This window comes from Prescottella sp. GW823-FHT02E09 (assembly GCF_058797375.1).
The window spans coordinates 261,515-279,817 of the sequence record NZ_JBXAJP010000003.1; the positions used below are offsets into that span (position 1 = coordinate 261,515).

Genomic DNA, 18,303 nt, shown 5'->3' on the forward strand with positions numbered 1-18,303 from the left:
CCCGCGGTCGGACACGACCCCCAACGATACCCGGCGGCTCCGTTCGAGGTCAAAGCGGGCCGAACATGGTATGCCCGGCGTGGTATGTAGGTCCGGAAATCGGCGGGCAAGACGGACCGGTCGGACTCAGGCACTCTGCTTCAACGTGAGTTTCGCGAGCGCGACCGCGCCGTCACACGGATCCGGGTGTCCGGGCGACTGGAACTGCACCCACCAGCCCACCACACCGCCGGCCGGGCCACCCGCGGAGACCCCGCAGCTGGCCGGGTCCTGCGGCGGACGCGACAGCACCGCGCGCCGCCCCTCGACGCCGACCTCCTGCACGTCGTACCCCAGCTGCTCGGACGTGCGGCGCTCGATGCCGAGCGAGCCGGTCTCGAACCAGTTGAACGTCACCCGGACGGGACCACTCGGGCCCCCGACGGTCCAGCGGCAGATCGCGCCGAAGAACCCCCGCTCGATCGAGTCGCCGCCGACCGCGCCGGCGATCTGGTCCGGCGCGACGACGTCACACTCGGTGAGCAGCGACGCGAACCTCGACGACGCGCCGGCGTCGGTCGCGCCGACCGGGGTCGGTGTCCCGGAGACCGTCGACGCACAGCCCGCGAGCACGAGCACGCCGGCCAGGAGGATGGCCGGAGCGGCGGCGGGTGCGAGAATCCGGGTCACGTCACTTCCCCCTCGACGCGGTGAGCTCCGCGAGCTGTCGTGCCGCGGCGCACGGGTCGGCCGTCGGTACCGAGTCGACGTACGCGACCGACCAGTGCACGAAGTCGTCGCCGAACTCGACACCCAGCTCGCACAGCCTGCTCGATACGGATGCTTCGAACCCGGGGTGCCCCGCGATCTCGATGTCGGACGCCGGACGCCCGATCAGTTCGCTACCGGCACGTTCGCGACCGATCGGACTGCCCCGATACCAGGAGAACGACACGTGCGGCCCGCCCTGCCCGGCCCCCGGCGACACCTGCCACTCGCAGCCGACCGAATTGCGGACCACCGTCCCGAAACCCGGGACGCCGAAGGCCGCGGCCACCTCATCGTCGGTGACCGATCCGCACTCCCCGAAGAACGGGCCGGACGCGCGCACGGTCGACGTCGACGAGCCGTCCGATCCGCCGGAATCGCCCGTCGCCGCGCCGCAGCCGGTGACCAGCACAGCGACACCCGCCAGCACCCCCACCAGCTTGTTCGACATGGAGCGGAACTGTACCGGCTACGACACCGGCGAGGCGGGCGCCGACACGGGCGCGCGCTGCGCGTCGAGCGGCGGCAGCGCGGCGTCGAGTTGGGCCGCCCAGCACCGCACGATCTCGGCGCGCCGACGCGAGTCGTCGGTGAGGACGTCCGCAAGCCCCAGACCGCGCGCCAGATCGAGGGTCGCCTGGACCAGCCGTCGGACCGCCGGGTTCGAATCGTCCACGCCGAGACTCTCGACGGCGGTACGGTGCGCGATGCGGCCGAACCGGTCCTCGAGCGGCAGGACCCGCGCCCGCAGTTCCGGGTCGGCCGCCGCTGCCGTCCACACCTGCAGCGCCGCCTTGAACAGCGACCCCGAGTAGTACTCGACGAGCCGCGCCACGACCGCCTCGGTCCGACCGACCCCGTCGGGCGGCAACTCCGTCGCCTCGCGGCGCGCCTGTTCCATCCGACTGTCGAACATGAACTCGAGCGCCGCCGTGATGAGGTCCTCGCGGGTCGGGAAGTGGTGCTGTGTGGCACCGCGGGAGACGCCGGCGCGTTGCGCGACCACGGCGACCGTCGTCGCGGACCACCCGAAATCCGCCAGGCAGTCGACCGTGGCTTCGAGGAGCCGGTGCCGGGTCAGCCTGCTCCGGTCCTGCTGGGGTGCGCGCATGTCGTCGCTGTCCTCTCCTACCTGCCCTACGAATTTCCGTATCCGAAGTTAACATCGCGGAAGTTAGGGTTACCTACGTCACATTCTCATTGCGAAACGAACTCGGGCACGTTATTAATTTTCCCTGAGGAAGGATTGCCTTCCCTACCAACATCGCATCCACAGGAGCATCACTATGGGTTCTGCTGAGTTCATCCCGGTCTTCGACTTCCTCATCGACTTCACCGATGCCGCCGGCGACTTCTTCGGCGCCCTCAGCTTCTTCGTCGGTTCGCTCGAGACCGTCTCCGGCTTCCTCGGCTGATCGACGCCCGACTCGCACGGGACCTGCTCCGCGATCGCGGGACAGGTCCCGTGGTCGTATCGTTCCTGCGCTACGCGGACGCCCATGACGGCTGCCGCTTCTGCATGAACGCCGTGATCCCTTCCACCGCGTCCGCCGACCCGAACAGCGCCGCCGACTGCGCGGCGAGGACGTCCCCGTAGCGGTCGAAGTCCTCGAGCATCCGCATCGTCGTGAGCTTCTTGGATTCGGCCAGCCCCTGCGGCGAGCACTTCCGCAGTGTGGCAACCAACTCCCGAACGGTGCTGTCCGAGTCCTGCACCGCCTCGCTGATCAGTCCGATCGCCTCCGCCTCGTGCGGGCCGAACTTCTCGCCCGTGAGAAAGTAGCGCCCCGCCGCGCGCGCCGTGAGCCGCGGAATCACGGTGAGCGAGATGATCGACGCCGCCAACCCGAGACGCGCCTCCGTCAGCGCGAACGTGCTGTCCGGCCCGGCGACGACGATGTCGCACGCACCCACCAATCCCATCCCGCCGGCACGAACGTGTCCGTCCACTCGGGCGATCACGGGCTTCGGCAGCTCGACGATCGCCCTGAGCAGCCCGACCATCTGCCTGGTCCGCCCGGCGGCGAGTTCCGCCGGGCTCGCATCGACGGTCGAGGCGGCCCCCGATGCTTCCGACAGATCCGCACCCGCACAGAACGTGCCACCGGTGTGTGTGAGCACGACGGTGCGGGCGGCATCGTCGGCCGCGGCGTCGGCCAACCCCTGCAGCAGTTCACCGACCAGCCGGCTCGAGATCGCGTTGCGGTTGTGCGGCGAGTCGAGTGTGAGCGTCGCGCAACCGTCGGCGACGTCGTATCGAACGAAACGATCCGTCACGAGTACCGCCTCAGTACGACTTCGGCAGGCCCAGCGAGTGCTGGGAGACGAAGTTGAGGATCATCTCGCGGCTCACCGGCGCCACCCGTGCGATCCGCGCCGCACCGAGCATCGCCGACAGCCCGTACTCCTTGGTGAGCCCCGCGCCGCCATGCGTCTGGATCGCCTGATCGAGAGTCCGGATGCTGGCCTCGGCGGCCGCGTACTTGGCCATGTTCGCGGCCTCCGCGGCACCGAAGTCGTCGCCGCTGTCGTAGAGGACGGCTGCCTTCTGCATCATCAGCTTGGCCAGTTCGAGCTCGATCTTGCACTGCGCCAACGGATGTGCCAGACCCTGGTGGGCACCGATCGGCGTCTTCCAGACGGTGCGTTCCTTCGCGAACTTCACGCCCGCCTCGAGTGCCCAGCGCCCCATGCCGATCGCCATCGCCGCACCGAGGATGCGTTCCGGGTTGAGGCCCGCGAACAGCTGCATCAGCGCCGCGTCCTCCGATCCGACGAGCGCGTCGGCGGGCAGCCGGACGTCGTCGAGGAAAAGGGTGAACTGGTGATCCGGCTCGATGACGTCCATGTCCATGCGCTGCGCGACGAAGTTCTCGGAGTCGGTGGGCACGATGAACAGCGCGGGCTTGAGCTTGCCCGTCTTGTGATCCTCGGTGCGGGCCACGATCAGCACGGCATCGGCCTGGTCGACGCCGGAGATGTAGACCTTGTTGCCGCGCAGGATCCAGTCCTCACCGTCACGCCGGGCGGTGGTGGTGATCTGGTGCGAGTTGGAGCCGGCATCGGGTTCGGTGATGCCGAATGCCATGATCTTGGAGCCGTCCGCGAGCGCGGTCAGCCATTCCTGCTTCTGCGCGTCGGTCCCGTACTTGCCGATGATGGTGCCGCAGATTGCGGGCGAGACCACGACCAGCAGCAGTCCGGCGCCCTGCGCCGCGAGTTCCTCCTGCACCAGGGCGAGTTCGTAGATGCCCGCTCCCCCGCCGCCGTACTCCTCGGGGAGGTTGACGCCCAGGAACCCGAGCTTGCCGGCCTCGTTCCACAACTCCGTGAGCGGCTCGCCCTTGCGGGCCTTCGGCAGCACGTAGTCGACGTAGTCGAAGCGCTGCGCGAGCTTGGACACCGCCGTCCGCAGCTCCTTCTGCTCCTCGGTCTCGATGAAGCTGCTCATGCGGTTTCTCCTTCTGCGACTTCTGCTTCCACGATTGCCAGGACCGATCCGACGTCGACCTGCTGGCCGACGGCGACGGGTAGTTCGGTGAGCACACCGGCGGTGGGCGCCTTGACGGTGTGCTCCATCTTCATGGCCTCCAGCCACAGGATCGGCTGCCCGGCCTCCACGCGATCGCCCGCCGCGGCGCCCAGCCTGATCACTGCGCCCGGCATCGGCGCCAGCAGCGACCCCTCCGCGACGACGGTCGACGGGTCGACGAATCTCGGTACCGCCGTGAGCGATACCGGCCCGAGGGCCGAGTCGACACACACCCGGGCGCCGTAGCGGGCGACGTCGAACCCGCGCTGAAGGCCCGCGACGTCGAGCACCACCCGGTCGGACGCCGACGACACCAGCGCGACGTTCTCGAAGCCCTCCGCGGTCAGACCGGACCGGGTCTGCAGGTAGCGGATGTCGTACTCGCCATGTGCTCCCGCGTACTGCTTGTGCTGCGACTGCGAGGGCAGGTTCCGCCAGCCACTGGGCAGACCGGCGTTCACCGGCGCCGCAGCACGATTGACGGCGGCATCGGCCAGCGCGGCCGCGAGCGCGGACAGCTTCTCGGCTCTCTCGTCGGCGAGCGGACGCGCCAGCCGGTCGAGCCCGTGGGTGTCGAAGAACGCGGTATCGGTGTCGCCCGCGAGGAACGCGGGGTGCCGCAGGACGTTCACCAGCAGGTCGCGGTTGGTCTGCAGACCGTGCAGCCGGGTGCGGGCCAAGGCGGACGCGAGCACCTGTGCGGCCTGCGTGCGGGTGGGCGCGAACGAGATGACCTTCGCGAGCATGGGGTCGTAGAAGACGCTCACCACCGAACCGTCTTCGACGCCCGAGTCCAGGCGCACCCCGGTCCGGTCGAGAACCTCGAACTCCGCGGTGCTGCCGGGCAACTCGATGCGTTCGACCGTGCCGCTCTGCGGTCGCCAATTGTGGGCGGGATCCTCGGCGTACAGCCGGACCTCGATGGAGTGGCCGCGCAGCGCGGGCGGGTCCGCAGGCAGCTCGGCGCCCGACGCGACCTGCAACTGGAGCTCGACGAGGTCGAGTCCGGTGGTGCACTCGGTGACCGGATGCTCCACCTGCAAGCGGGTGTTCATCTCCAGGAAGAAGAAGTCGCCCTGTTCGTCGGCGAGGAACTCGACGGTGCCGGCGCCCTCGTACCCGATCGCGTTCGCGGCGAGGCGGGCGGCCTCGAACAGGCGTGCGCGCATAGCCGGAATGCGTTCGACCAGTGGCGACGGAGCCTCCTCCACGACCTTCTGGTGGCGGCGCTGGATGGAGCACTCGCGCTCCCCCACCGCCCACACCGTGCCGTGCCGGTCGGCCATCACCTGGACCTCGATGTGCCGACCGGTCTCGAGGTAGCGCTCGCAGAACACCGTCGGATCACCGAACGCCGACTGCGCCTCGCGTGCGGCCGCCTCGATCTCGCGGGGTAGCGCCGACAGCTCGCGGACCACCCGCATGCCGCGGCCGCCGCCACCGGCGGAGGCCTTGACGAGGACCGGCAGATCGGCCTCGCTGACCGTGGACGGGTCCAGCTCGGCGAGGACGGGGACGCCGGCCTCGGCCATGATCCGCTTGGACTCCACCTTGGAGCCCATCAGCTCGATGGACTTGGCCGGCGGCCCGATCCAGGTGAGCCCGGCGGCCTCGACGGCCTGCGCGAAATCGGCGTTCTCCGAGAGGAACCCGTATCCGGGGTGGACGGCGTCGGCTCCGGCGGCACGCGCCGCGGCGATGAGTGCGTCGCCGCGCAGGTACGTCTCGGCCGGCGTCGAACCCGGCAGCCGGACCGCGGCGTCGGCCTCGGTGACGTGCGGGCTCGCGGCGTCGGGATCGGAGAAGACCGCGACCGTGCCGACCCCGGTACGCCGGCACGTCGCGAAGACGCGTCGGGCGATCTCGCCGCGGTTGGCGACCAGAACGGACGTGACGGGGGAAGTACTCACAGTGCTGTTCACTCGGTTCCTCACATCCGGAAGACACCGAAGTTCTCGGTGCCCTCGATCGGGGCGGTGGCAATGGCCGACAGGCACATTCCCACCACCGTGCGGGTGTCGCGGGGGTCGATGACGCCGTCGTCGTAGAGGCGACCGGACAGGAACATCGGCAGCGACTCGGCCTCGATCTGGTTCTCGATCATCGCGCGCATCCCGGCATCGGCCTCCGCGTCGAACGCCTGGCCGCGGGCCTCGGCGGCGGCTCGGCCCACGATGGAGATGACACCCGCGAGCTGCGCACCGCCCATCACCGCCGACTTGGAACTGGGCCACGCGAACAGGAACCGCGGATCGAACGCGCGGCCGCACATGCCGTAGTGGCCGGCGCCGTACGACGCCCCTAGCAGGATCGAGATGTGCGGGACCGTGGAGTTCGAGACGGCGTTGATCATCATCGAGCCGTGTTTGATCATGCCCCCTTCCTCGTACTCCTTGCCCACCATGTATCCGGTGGTGTTGTGCAGGAACAGAAGTGGCGTGTTCGACCGGTTCGCGAGCTGGATGAACTGGGTGGCCTTCTGTGACTCCTCGCTGAACAGCACGCCCCGCGCGTTGGCGAGGATGCCGATCGGGTAGCCGTGGAGTTCGGCCCAGCCGGTGACGAGTGAGGACCCGTACATCGGCTTGAACTCGTCGAAGTCGGATCCGTCGACGATGCGGGCGATCACCTCGCGCGGATCGAACGGGATCTTCAGGTCGGCCGGGACGACTCCCAGCAGCTCCTCCGGGTCCTCGAGTGGATCGATCACCTCGGCACGCGGTGCGGGCCCCTGCTTGCGCCAGTTCAGACGCTTGACGATACTGCGGCCGATGCGGATCGCGTCGGGCTCGTCCACCGCGAAGTAGTCCGCGAGACCCGATGTGCGGGCGTGCATCTCGGCACCACCGAGCGCCTCGTCGTCGGACTCCTCACCGGTGGCCATCTTCACCAGCGGCGGACCGGCCAGGAAGACCTTGGAGCGTTCCTTGATCATCACGACGTGATCGGACATGCCGGGGATGTACGCGCCACCGGCGGTGGAGTTGCCGAACACCAGCGCGATGGTGGGGATCCCGGCTGCCGACAGCTTGGTCAGGTCGCGGAACATCCGCCCACCCGGGATGAAGACTTCCTTCTGCGTCGGCAGGTCGGCGCCGCCCGACTCGACGAGCGAGATCACCGGCAACCGGTTCTGGACGGCGATGTCGTTGGCGCGGAAGCCCTTCTTCAGGGTCCACGGGTTCGAGGTGCCGCCGCGGACCGTGGGATCGTTTGCGACGATGAGGCACTCGACGCCGCTGACGACGCCGATGCCGACGATCGTGGACGCGCCCACCGGGAACTCGGTGCCCCACGCCGCGAGCGGTGACAGTTCGAGGAACGGCGAATCCGGGTCGAGCAGCAGTTCGATCCGCTCGCGAGCGAGCAGTTTGCCCCGCTTGTGATGCCGCTCCACGTACTTCTCACCACCACCGGCGAGCGCCTTCGCGTGCTCGGCCTCGATCTCGGCGAGCTTGGTGGTCATCGACTCCGCCGCCGACGCATACTCCGGTGAGTTCACGTCCAGCGTCGATCGCAGGATCGTCATGCCTGGTACCCCAATCGCTTCGCCGCCAGGGAGGTCAGGATCTCCGTGGTCCCGCCCCCGATGCCCAGAATCCGCATGTCCCGGTACTGCCTCTCCACTTCGCTCTCCTGCATGTACCCCATGCCGCCGAACAACTGCACGGCCTGGTTGGCCACCCACTCGCCGGCCTCGACGGCGGTGTTCTTCGCGAAACACACCTCGGCGACGAAGTCCTCATCCGACGTGAGCGACCGCTCGACGAGGGCGCGCGTGTAGACGCGGGCGACATCGGTGCGTCGGGTCATCTCGGTGACCGTGTTCTGCACGGCCTGCCGCGAGATCAGCGGACGGCCGAACGTCTCGCGGTCGCGGCACCACTGCAGCGTGAGGTCGAGGCAGCGCTGCGCGCTCGCGTACGCCTGTGCGGCCAGCGCGATCCGCTCGGTGAGGAACGCCTGCGCGATCTGCACGAAGCCCGAGTTCTCCTCGCCGACGAGGTTCTCCACGGGAACGCGGGCATCGACGAACGCCAACTCGGCGGTGTCCGACGCGCGCCAGCCCATCTTGTCGAGCTTGCGCGCGACCTCGAATCCCGGTGTGCCCTTCTCGATCACGAGCAGCGACACCCCGCCGGCCCCCGGGCCGCCGGTGCGCACCGCGGTGACGACGAAGTCGGCGCGCACCGCGGAGGTGATGAACGTCTTGGATCCGTTGACGATGTAGTGGTCGCCGTCGCGGACGGCCGTGGTGCGCAGATGGCCGACATCGGAGCCGCCGCCGGGTTCGGTGATCGCCAGCGAGCCGATCTTCTCCCCCGCGAGCGTCGGCCGCACCCAGCGATCGATCTGGGTGGGATCACCCGCCGCGACGAGGTGCGGCAAGGCAATCCCGCACGTGAACAGCGATGCGAACAGCCCGCCCGATGCCCCGGCCTGGTGCATCTCCTCGCAGATCACGACCGCGTCCACCAGGTCGCCGCCGTCGCCGCCGACTTCCTCGGGGAAGCCGGCGCCGAGCAGACCCAGAGCCGCGGCCTTGCGGTGCAACTCGCGCGGGATCTCGCCGTCGCGCTCCCAGTCGTTCAGGTGCGGCAGGATCTCCTGCTCGACGAAGCCGCGGACCGTCTTGCGTAGCTGATGCCGTTCGGGTGTGTCCCACACACTCATGCGTGCCCTTCCTGAAGCTCGTCGGCGTAAGAGGGAACCAGGTCGATGGGGATCTCGATGTGCCGCGAACGCAGCCATTCGCCGAGCCCCTTGGCCTGCGGGTCGAACCGGGCCTGCGACGCGACGCCGCGGCCGAGGATGCCCTCGATCACGAAGTTGACCGCCCGCAGGTGCGGCAGCACGTGCCGTGTCACGTTCAGGGCCTTCGCCTCCGGCAGCATCCGTTTGACCTCGTCGACGGTGAGGGCGTGCACCAGCCACCGCCACTGGTCGTCGGTGCGGACCCACACCCCGACGTTGGCGTTCCCGCCCTTGTCGCCACTGCGGGCGGCGGCGATCGCGCCGAGCGGCGCGCTCACCGTCTCGGTCGACGGAAGCGATTCCGGCAGAGACGGTTCCGGGACGTCCCCGAGTTCCCGGGTGACAACGCTCGGGGGAATGTCGATGCGCGTGCCGTCCGACAGCACCGCGACGTGCGGCACCTCGTGCGCATCGACGTAGCCGGGCGTGAACACCGCGTAGGGCTGCCCGTTCGACGGCGGCGCCGTCAGCGTGAAGCCCGGATAACTCGCGAGCGCCAGTTCGACCGCGACCGACGAGAACGCCCGTCCGACGACGTTCGGGTCGGTGTCGCGGACCGTGCAGCGCAGCAGCGCGCTCGCCGCCTCCTCGGTGTCGGCGTCGGGGTGGTCCGTCCGCGCGAGGGTCCACTCGAGTTCCTGCGGCCGCACAGTCAGCCACGCATCCAGCTGCTGCCGAACCAGATTCGCCTTGGCATCGATGTCGAGTCCGGTGAGCACGAACGTGGCCTCGTTCCGGAAACCGGCGAGCGCGTTGAGCGACACCTTGTACTGCGGCGGCGGGGCCTCGCCGACCACACCGGAGATGCGGACGCGGTCCGGGCCGTCGTCGGAGAGCACGACGGAATCCATGCGCGCCGTGGCGTCCGGGTTCGCGTAGCGGCCGCCGGTGATCTCGTACAGCAACTGGGCCGTCACGGTCCCCCGGCTCACCGCCCCGCCGGTGCCGGCGTGCTTGGTGATGACCGACGAACCGTCGTCGTGGATCTCCGCGATCGGGAAGCCCGGACGCCCCAGGTCGGCGATCTCGGTGAACCACGAGTAGTTGCCACCGGTTGCCTGTGTGCCGCACTCGATCACGTGACCGGCCACCACGGCGCCCGCGAGACGGTCGAAATCGTCTCGGGCCCAACCGAAGTGTGCCGCGGCCGGCCCGACGATCACCGACGCGTCGGTGACGCGCCCGGTCACGACGACGTCGGCGCCGGAGTTCAGGCACTCGACGATTCCCCACGCCCCGAGATAGGCGTTCGCGGTGAGCGGTGTGGTCTCCCGGTCGAGCCCCAGTTCGGCGGCCCGCGAAATGAGGTCGTCGCCCTCGACGTGCGCGATCCTCGCGTTCAGCCCCAGCCGATCGTTCACCTCGCGCAACGCGTCGGCCAGGCCTGCCGGGTTGAGCCCGCCGGCGTTGGCGACGATCCGCACGCCGCGGTCCAGCGCGAGCCCGAGGCAGTCCTCGGCCTGCCGCAGGAAGGTCTTCGCGTAGCCGCGCGCCGGATCCTTCATCCGGTCGCGGCCGAGAATGAGCATCGTCAGCTCGGCGAGATAGTCACCGGTGAGATAGTCCAGCTCGCCACCCTCCAGCATCTCCCGCATCGCGGAGATGCGGTCGCCGTAGAAGCCGGAGCAGTTCCCGATCCGGACCGGGGCGTTCACTGGGCGGCCTTCGCGTCGCGGCCGGCGCCGGACGGCCCCGCGAATGCCTGCGCGATCCCGAGCCATGCCTCGGCGTCGGCACCCGTCGCACGCAGGTCGGTGTCTCTGCGGTGCGCGCGCTGCGTGACGAGCAGGCAGAAGTCCTCGGCGGAACCGCTCACCCGCTGCTCCGCATCCGCGGGGCCCCACGCCCAGACGGCGCCGTCCGGTGCGGTGAGCTCCACGCGGAACTCGTCGGCCGGCGGGGCCAGTTCGTTGACGCTGTACGCGAAGTCACGGGTGCGCACTCCCAGCCGCGCGATGTGCTGCAACCGATCGGTGGGACCACTCACGGCGCCGAGCGCCTCCGCGACGTCGTGCCCGTGCGCCCACGTCTCCATCAGCCGGGCGGTCGCCATCGAGGCCGCACTCATCGGCGGCCCGTACCACGGCAGCTTGGTGCCGGCAGGAACCTCCGCGAGCACCGCAGCCAGCCTGTCCCGGACCTCCCGCCAGTCGGCCAGCAGTTCCCGAGGCGGGCGCTGCGCCTCGATCTCGGCACCCTCGTCCACGAAACCGAACGGGTTCTTCCATGCCTCCGCCAGTTGTGCGGTGAAGGCGTCTCCGTCGGTGGCGGCCAACAGTGCGGCCCGGTCGGTCCACGCGAGGTGGCCGATCTGGTGCGCGACAGTCCAGCCCTCGGCCGGCGTCGGGGTCGCCCACCGCTCGTCCGGCAGATCCGCGACGAGCGCGTCGAGCGCGTCGCCCTCCGCACGCAGGTCGTCGACGATCTTGCTCACGTCAGCCACATACCCTCCTCGAAGTCTGAGACCAGCATCACACCGAGGAGATTAAAAATCAAGCACGCATGCTTGTTTATCGGTCGACGCAGGTCTCGACCGGGGGAAATGCTCGCCTGTCAGGCGCTTGCCGCGCCGACCCACGACCGGCGGCGCCCGCCGTTGAGCGACCATTCGAGATCCGGGGTACGGGTCACCGGGTGCAGCCGCTCGATCGCGAAGTTCGTGATCGGAAGACGCTCCACCAGGTGCTGCTCGGCGAGCATGTTCCCGGTAATCCCCTGCTCGAACAGCGAATACGCCGTGTGATTGACCGAATGGACGGCGACCTGCAGCGCCGTGAGTGCGGTGGGATGAGGCCCGAACTCGGCGAGCGCGTATCCGCCCCCGATGGTGGTCCCCACGACCGCGTAGTAGTGCCAGTTCGAAGTGTTCTCCGGGTTGTGCGCGACGCCAGGCTCTACAGCCATGATGCGCCCCTTCCCTACTCGAGGCTCCTGTCGTGACGATAGGACTGCACCCCGACAAGTTCGGGGCGACGCGCCGAGAATCCCCCGAGAACGCGAAGAGCCCCCGAGCGATTCGCATCGCTCGGGGGCTCCACCGGATGGCCCGGAAGGGTCAGTGCACCATCGCCGGCTGGACGGTCTCCGTCGTCGCGACGGTGCGCTTGCGCGGCAGGAAGAACGCCGGGATCAGGGTGACGAGAACGAGCGCGAACGCCACCATGAACGTGTTGCCGAACGCGTCGGCGGCAGCGCTCAACACGTGCTCGACCGTGCCGGGAGGCTCCTGTGCCACGACCTCCGGAACATGCTGCATCGCAACCTTCTGGTTGTCGAGGTCACGCGAGAGCAGCTGGTTGGTCAGCACGACGGACATCGTCGCGGTACCGATCGAGCCGGCCGTCTGCTGGACGATGTTCATCAGAGTCGAACCGCGGGCGATCATCTCGTGCTTGAGGGTGACCATCGCGGCGGTCATCAGCGGCATCATGGTGCAGCCCATACCCAGGCCCATCACGAACAGCGAGCCGAGCAGCAACCAGTACGAGGATTCCGCCGACAGCTGCGTGAACGTGAACATTCCGAGTGCGATCAGCGGCAGACCCGTGAGGACGATCTTTCCCGGACCGATCTTGTCGACCAGACGACCCGCGATCGGCATCGTGACCATCGCGCCGATACCCTGCGGGGCGAGCAACAGCCCGGCCGCCAGCGTGGACTCGCCGCGCACCTGGATGAAGTAGCTCGGGAACAACAGACCCGCACCCATGAACGCGATGATGAACATCGTGGTGGTGAGGACGGCCACCGTCAGCTGACGATTCTTGAACAGGCGCAGGTCGATCAGCGGATGGTCCTTGCGCAGCGCATGGAAGACGAAGCCGACGATGAGCACCAGGCCGATGCCGACGGGCACCAGCACCTCCGGAGCAAGCCCCTTGCCGTGCTCGGGAATCGACGAGACGCCGTACAGGAACAGGGCCAGACCCGGCGACAGCAGGATCATGCCGACCAGGTCGAAGGGCTGCGACGGGCTCGGCTGGTCCTTCGGCAGCAGCTTCACCGCTGCCGCGAGCGCGATGATGCCGATCGGCAGGTTGATGAGGAAGATCCAGTGCCAGCTGGCGGCGTCGATCAGCCAGCCACCGAGGATCGGTCCACCGATCGGACCGAGCAGCATCGGGATGCCCAGCACCGCCATGACGCGGCCGACGCGCTCCGGGCCGGCAGCCCGCGTCATGATCGTCATACCGAGCGGCATCAGCATGCCGCCGCCGAGGCCCTGGAGGACGCGGAATCCGATCAGCGACGTGATGTCCCACGCGAACGCGCACGCGACCGAACCGATGACGAACAGCACGAGGGCGCCGATGTACAGCCGCTTGGTGCCGAACCGGTCCGCAGCCCAGCCGGTGACCGGGATGACGGTGGCCAGCGCGAGCGTGTAGGCGGTCATGGTCCAGGCGACGACCGCGTAGCTGGTGTCGAACTCCTGGGCGAACGTCGGCAGCGCAACGCTGACGACGGTGACGTCGAGGATGGACATGATGGCGCCGAGCACCACCACGGAGGCGATCTTGAGGACCGCGCCGTCGATCTTGTCCGACTCGGGCGCCCCGGTTGGGGGCGCCGCCGGCGAGTTGGGCGTCGTCATGTGCAGAATTCCTGACTTCGAGCCCGCAGGGCGTCGCCTGCGAGTATGGGTTGAAGGGCCTCGAGCAACCGCCGGCGATCCGGCTGATCCAGCCGTCCCGCGAACGCGCGAAGCTCGTCAAGCTTGTCCTCGAGGTGACGAGAGACCAGGGCTCGCCCTGCCTCCGTCAACGAGACCCGTTTGATCCGGCGATCGTCGGGGTCTTCACGGCGCTGTACCAATTCCTGGCACACCAGCTGGTCGATGTTGCGACCGGCCGCGGCCACCGACATCCGCAGACATTCGGCGACCTCGTTGATCGCGATCGGCTCCCCGTGCTGTGCCAGCACGAAGAGCGCGCGGACCTGCGAGAACGACAGATCCATCGCGACGAGGGTGTCCATCGACTCGGACTCCCCCATTCCGAGAAGACGCATGATGAACTCCTCGAGCGCGTCGAATACCTCGTCTGGAGTCACATCTGCCACGAACGTCGATAGTAGCGGCCATGCAACTATTGCAACAACGCAAGGATGTCTGGGCGCCGCCCGAAACAGCGACCCATCCACGACACCATGCACCCCCCACCTGCGGCAACAGGTTTTCCGGCCAGGAGGGGGTCAGGTGATGAGGAACACAGTCAGTCCTGGATGAGGACGGCCTTTCCGAGCACCCGGCCGGCCTCGAGATCGGCGAGCGCCTCGGCCGCCGACGCCAGCGGATAGCGCGCTTTCACGATGGGACGCAAACCGGCGCGCACGTGCTCGACCAGCGCCGCGTGGGTTTCGGCGAGCGCCGACGGCTCGGTCCGCAGGAACTCACCCCATGCGGCGCCCACGATGCTGATGTTCCGGAACAGCACTCGGTTGACCTTCACCGACGGGATTCCCCCGCCGGCGAAGCCGATCACCACCAACCGGCCCTCCGGTGCCAGCGCGCGGACGGCGTCGTCGAACGAATCGCCTCCCACCGGATCGACGACGACGTCGGCACCCCGATCACCGGTGAGTTCCCGCACGCGTGCCGCCCAGCCGTCGGTCAACCGCACCACCTCGTCGGCACCGATCTCACGCAGGAAGTCGTCGGTACCGTCACGTCGCACCACCGCGATCACGCGGGCGCCGTGCGCCTTCGCCAGTTGGATCGCCGACGTCCCGACACCGCCGGCGGCGCCCAGGATCGCGACGGTCTCGCCCGGCTGCAGACGCGCCCGTCGCGCGAAGGCGAACTCCATCGTCTGGTAGTTGATGATCAGCGACGCCGCTTCCTCGAATGTCAGCTCGTCGGGAATCGGAAGCACCAGATTCGGGTGGACCGCGACGCGTTCCGCGTAGCCGCCGAGACTCGAGACTGCGAGCACGCGCTGACCGGGCTCGAACCCGCTGCCCTCGGGTGCGCTGAGCACGACGCCCGCCACCTCGGTACCGGGCACGAACGGCGGTTCGGGCCGGATCTGATACTTGCCGTAACTGATCAGCAGGTCGGGGAAGCACACGCCGCTGGCCTTGACGTCGAGGAGGACCAGCCCGGTCGAATCCGGTTCGGGCACCTCGCGAACCGCCATCGCCGCCGGACCCGCCAGATCCGTGACCACCACTGCGTGCACTTCCCACCTCCGAGATCTCCGAACACCGTCGACCGGGCGTGTGCCCTCCCGACGAAGCTACCCGGGCCGGGGCGACGACCGGTCAGTTACCGAACAGGCTGCGCCGCTTGCGCCCGACCGCCACCATCTCCGCGGTGTCCGTCATCTTCACCCGGGGTCGCCCCGACTCCAGGCCCCGGCGGCGCTCCGCCTCGTCGATGGCTTCCCACCCGCGGCGCGAGATCCGCTCCGGCCGTCGGCGGGCCAGCAGCTTGGACAGGTCCTTCCGGCCCAACGCCGGTGTGGGCAGGCGCTTCGCCTCGAAGTCCTCGACGATGCGCGCGACGGTCTCCTTGGCGCAGGTCTTGTTGGTGCCGATCACGCCACTCGGACCGCGCTTGATCCACCCGGTCACATACACGCCGTCGAGCGTCGCACCGGCGCCGACGACGACACGGCCGCGATCGTTCGGGACCACCCCGCGGCGGTCGTCGAACGGCACCCCCGCGAGCGGTCGCCCGCGGTAGCCGATCGAACGGAGCACCAGGGACGCGTCGATCCGCGTGATGTCCTTCGTGGGATGCGCCGCCAGACCACCCGACGCATCCTCGACCAGTTCGTTCGACACCACCGTCACCGCCTCGACCCGGTCGGCGCCGAGGATCTCCGTCGGCGACGTCAAGTACCGGAACACGATCCGCTTGTTGCCCGGATGCGCCGCCCGCTGCGCGAACTCCCGCGCCAGCCGCACCTTCATCGCGACGGCGGGTTCCACAGCGCCCGCATCGATCAGCGCCTGCGACCTGACGTCCAGTTCCACCGCCGCCGGATCGATCACGACGTCGACGCCGGGCAGATCACCGAGCGCCAGGAACTCCGGGGTCGTGTACGCCGCCTGTGCCGGCCCACGACGCCCCAGCAGCACGACCTCGCGAATGTTGCTCTCGCGCAACGCCGCCAGCGCGTGATCGGCGATGTCGGTCTTGGCGAGTTCGTCGGGATCCAAGGTGAGGATGCGGGCGACGTCGAGCGCCACGTTGCCGTTACCGACGATCACCGCCCGCTCCCCCGACAGGTCGAACACCCGGTCCGCGTAGTCGGGATGCCCGTTGTACCAGGCCACGAACTCCGTTGCGGCATGGCTACCGGGCAGGTCCTCACCGGGGATCCCGAGCGTGCGATCGCTCGAGGCGCCGACCGCGTAGATCACCGCATGGTGATGGCTCAGCAGATCGGCGTGGCTGATGTGCTTGCCGACCTCGACGTTGAGATGGAACTGGAACGCGTCGCGTCCGAGCGACCAGTCGAACATCTCGGTGACGACCTTGGTCCCCGGGTGATCGGGGGCGACACCGGCACGGACGAGCCCCCACGGGGTGGGCAGCTTCTCGAACATCTCCACCTCGACGTCGGAGCGCTTCAACAGCTCCTCGGCTGCATAGCACGCGGCTGGACCGGCGCCGACGATCGCGACGCGGAGCGTGCCCAGGTCGCGGACCGGCGGGGTGGCCGGCGTGAGCGGGATCCAGCCCGGCTGCAGCGGGTGGCGCGTGTAGTAGTCGGCGTTGATCTCCCGGTAGCGGGACAGCGACTCGGTCAGCTGGTCCTCGGGGAAGATCGCATTCACCGGGCACGCATCGACGCAGGCACCGCAGTCGATGCACGCCTGCGGCTCGATGTAGAGCATCTCGGTGGTCGCGAACTGTGCTTCCTCGGGCGTCGGGTGGATGCAGTTCACGGGGCACGCCGAGACGCAGCTCGCGTCGTTGCAGCACGCCTGGGTAATGACGTAGGCCATGTTCGATTCCCGTTCTTCGCGCCACACCAGACGTGATGCACGCCCGCTGCCCCCACCGATGTGACGGCCTTCATGTGACGTAGAGTTACAGCTACAGGACTGTACTAGGACCGCCGATCCCGAACAAGCATCACTGTCGAATCGTGTGACGCCCCGCCCTGGAACTGCCAGAATCGCTGGCGACACCCGCCGAACCGAGGGAACCACCGTGCCTGCCGAGCAGATCGTCCCCACAGCGAAGTCCGTCACCGCAGCCCAGTCCGACAGTGCAACGCACAGCCTCGCGCCCGCCCCTCCCCACGGACAGGGCTTCGAGACATCCCGCCCGATCCGTACCGGGGACGTCGACGCCGCCTACCGGCTGAGGCTCGACGGGATCGCCCGCTACCTGCAGGACATCGGCACCGACAACCTGACCGCCTACGGATTCGACCGCACCGATCCCCTGTGGATCGTGCGCCGCACCGTGATCGACGTCCATCGGCCCGCGGTCTGGCCCGACCGCATCCACCTGCGGCGCTGGTGCGCGGCACACTCCACCAGGTGGTCGGCGATGCGGGTCCGGATGACCAACGACGAGAACGCACTGATCGAGACCGAGGGGTTCTGGATCAACATCGGCACCGACACCGGCATGCCGGCACGGATCAGCGAGGAACTGCTCGCCGACCTCGGCCGCACCACCGACGAGCACCGGCTCAAGTGGAAGCCGTGGCTGCCGGCGACCCCACCCGACACCGACGAGGACGACCACACGTTCCACCTGCGGGCCACCGACATCGACCCGTTCAACCACGTCAACAACGCCACCTACTGGCACGTCGTCGAGGAGTACCTCACCGACCGCCCCGACCTTCTCGAGGCCCCGCACCGGGCCGTCGTCGAGCACCTGAGCCCGATCCTCGCCCGCGACCACGTCCGTATCCGGACCCACGACGACGACACCACGCTGTCGCTGTGGTTCCTCGTGGCGGACGAGGTTCGGGCCGTGGCCCGCGTGGCGAAGCTGTAGCTAGAACACCTTCTTCGCCACCACCGCGAGACCGGCCAGAACCAGCGTCACGAGCAGTGCGGTGCCGAATCCGGTGAGCCACCACAGGACGCCGAACACGACGATCGCCGGCGCCGCGACGATCAGGGCGATGGTGGGGCTCTCCCGGACAACCTCGAGCGCCGACTCGGCCCTCACACGATCGATCTTCTTGCCAGCCATGTCGTCCTCCGCAGGGTCTGCTCGGTCCGGTCGGTCCGCGCGATCTCTCCTCCCCAGAATGCACGAAGGTCCCGCCCCCTGCATCGGGGACGGGACCTTC

18 protein-coding genes are annotated in these 18,303 nt (G+C 68.7%); 2 read left to right on the plus strand and 16 right to left on the minus strand.

What is annotated here, in order from left to right; all coding sequences use genetic code 11:
• Positions 1-126: 126 nt before the first annotated feature.
• Genes AC1RIF_RS08865 through AC1RIF_RS08875 form a run of 3 tightly spaced genes read right to left on the minus strand, consistent with a single transcriptional unit; the run spans position 127 to position 1,858 of the window.
• Entirely contained in the window at positions 127-669 is a 543-nt protein-coding gene (locus AC1RIF_RS08865; protein ID WP_492600993.1) for a DUF3558 domain-containing protein, read from the minus strand.
• Between the two features lies 1 nt (position 670).
• Positions 671-1,198 carry a DUF3558 domain-containing protein gene (locus AC1RIF_RS08870; protein ID WP_492600994.1) on the minus strand — a complete coding sequence of 176 codons (528 nt, stop codon included), beginning with the start codon at positions 1,196-1,198 and terminating at the stop codon, positions 671-673.
• A gap of 18 nt (positions 1,199-1,216) precedes the next feature.
• Positions 1,217-1,858 carry a TetR/AcrR family transcriptional regulator gene (locus AC1RIF_RS08875; protein WP_492600995.1) on the minus strand — a complete coding sequence of 214 codons (642 nt, stop codon included), beginning with the start codon at positions 1,856-1,858 and terminating at the stop codon, positions 1,217-1,219.
• A gap of 175 nt (positions 1,859-2,033) precedes the next feature.
• On the opposite strand from AC1RIF_RS08875, the gene AC1RIF_RS08880 reads away from it, so the two are divergent.
• Positions 2,034-2,162, plus strand: a complete 129-nt coding sequence (locus AC1RIF_RS08880; protein WP_492600996.1) for a hypothetical protein — start codon at positions 2,034-2,036, stop codon at positions 2,160-2,162.
• A 70-nt stretch (positions 2,163-2,232) separates the two neighbouring features.
• Here the strand turns inward: AC1RIF_RS08880 and AC1RIF_RS08885 are convergent, their stop codons facing one another.
• The 12 genes from AC1RIF_RS08885 to AC1RIF_RS08940 form a co-directional block, all read right to left on the minus strand.
• Entirely contained in the window at positions 2,233-3,024 is a 792-nt protein-coding gene (locus AC1RIF_RS08885; protein WP_492600997.1) for an enoyl-CoA hydratase family protein, read from the minus strand.
• 10 nt (positions 3,025-3,034) lie between these two features.
• The gene (locus tag AC1RIF_RS08890; RefSeq protein ID WP_492600998.1) at positions 3,035-4,198 is read right to left on the minus strand and encodes an acyl-CoA dehydrogenase family protein; all 1,164 of its coding nucleotides are present in this window, start codon (positions 4,196-4,198) and stop codon (positions 3,035-3,037) included.
• Entirely contained in the window at positions 4,195-6,189 is a 1,995-nt protein-coding gene (locus AC1RIF_RS08895; protein WP_492600999.1) for an acetyl/propionyl/methylcrotonyl-CoA carboxylase subunit alpha, read from the minus strand. Before AC1RIF_RS08895 ends, AC1RIF_RS08890 begins: the two co-directional genes overlap by 4 nt.
• Positions 6,190-6,209: 20 nt before the next feature.
• Positions 6,210-7,808 (minus strand): acyl-CoA carboxylase subunit beta, encoded by a 1,599-nt coding sequence (locus AC1RIF_RS08900; protein WP_492601000.1) that lies wholly within the window; start codon positions 7,806-7,808, stop codon positions 6,210-6,212.
• Positions 7,805-8,953, minus strand: coding sequence for an acyl-CoA dehydrogenase family protein (locus AC1RIF_RS08905; protein ID WP_492601001.1), 1,149 nt, complete (start codon positions 8,951-8,953; stop codon positions 7,805-7,807). Before AC1RIF_RS08905 ends, AC1RIF_RS08900 begins: the two co-directional genes overlap by 4 nt.
• Positions 8,950-10,689 carry an acyclic terpene utilization AtuA family protein gene (locus AC1RIF_RS08910; protein WP_492601002.1) on the minus strand — a complete coding sequence of 580 codons (1,740 nt, stop codon included), beginning with the start codon at positions 10,687-10,689 and terminating at the stop codon, positions 8,950-8,952. The genes AC1RIF_RS08905 and AC1RIF_RS08910 overlap by 4 nt, the downstream gene beginning before the upstream one ends.
• Positions 10,686-11,477 (minus strand): TIGR03084 family metal-binding protein, encoded by a 792-nt coding sequence (locus AC1RIF_RS08915; protein ID WP_492601003.1) that lies wholly within the window; start codon positions 11,475-11,477, stop codon positions 10,686-10,688. Before AC1RIF_RS08915 ends, AC1RIF_RS08910 begins: the two co-directional genes overlap by 4 nt.
• A 110-nt stretch (positions 11,478-11,587) precedes the next feature.
• A complete protein-coding gene (locus AC1RIF_RS08920) occupies positions 11,588-11,938 on the minus strand; it encodes a hypothetical protein (RefSeq protein ID WP_492601004.1) in 351 nt (116 codons plus the stop codon).
• A gap of 151 nt (positions 11,939-12,089) precedes the next feature.
• Complete coding sequence (locus AC1RIF_RS08925; protein ID WP_492601005.1) at positions 12,090-13,628, minus strand: DHA2 family efflux MFS transporter permease subunit; 1,539 nt, start codon at positions 13,626-13,628, stop codon at positions 12,090-12,092.
• The gene (locus AC1RIF_RS08930; RefSeq protein ID WP_492601006.1) at positions 13,625-14,095 is read right to left on the minus strand and encodes a MarR family winged helix-turn-helix transcriptional regulator; all 471 of its coding nucleotides are present in this window, start codon (positions 14,093-14,095) and stop codon (positions 13,625-13,627) included. The genes AC1RIF_RS08925 and AC1RIF_RS08930 overlap by 4 nt, the downstream gene beginning before the upstream one ends.
• 152 nt (positions 14,096-14,247) lie before the next feature.
• Positions 14,248-15,213, minus strand: coding sequence for an NADPH:quinone oxidoreductase family protein (locus AC1RIF_RS08935; RefSeq protein WP_492601007.1), 966 nt, complete (start codon positions 15,211-15,213; stop codon positions 14,248-14,250).
• 82 nt (positions 15,214-15,295) lie between these two features.
• Positions 15,296-16,990: an FAD-dependent oxidoreductase gene (locus tag AC1RIF_RS08940; RefSeq protein ID WP_492601008.1), complete on the minus strand. Its 1,695-nt coding sequence runs from the start codon at positions 16,988-16,990 to the stop codon at positions 15,296-15,298.
• Between the two features lie 223 nt (positions 16,991-17,213).
• Here AC1RIF_RS08940 and AC1RIF_RS08945 point away from each other — a divergent pair, with 223 nt between their 5' ends.
• Positions 17,214-18,002 carry an acyl-[acyl-carrier-protein] thioesterase gene (locus AC1RIF_RS08945; RefSeq protein ID WP_492601342.1) on the plus strand — a complete coding sequence of 263 codons (789 nt, stop codon included), beginning with the start codon at positions 17,214-17,216 and terminating at the stop codon, positions 18,000-18,002.
• Here the strand turns inward: AC1RIF_RS08945 and AC1RIF_RS08950 are convergent, their stop codons facing one another.
• Positions 18,003-18,203: a hypothetical protein gene (locus tag AC1RIF_RS08950; RefSeq protein ID WP_492601009.1), complete on the minus strand. Its 201-nt coding sequence runs from the start codon at positions 18,201-18,203 to the stop codon at positions 18,003-18,005.
• Positions 18,204-18,303 lie beyond the last annotated feature (100 nt).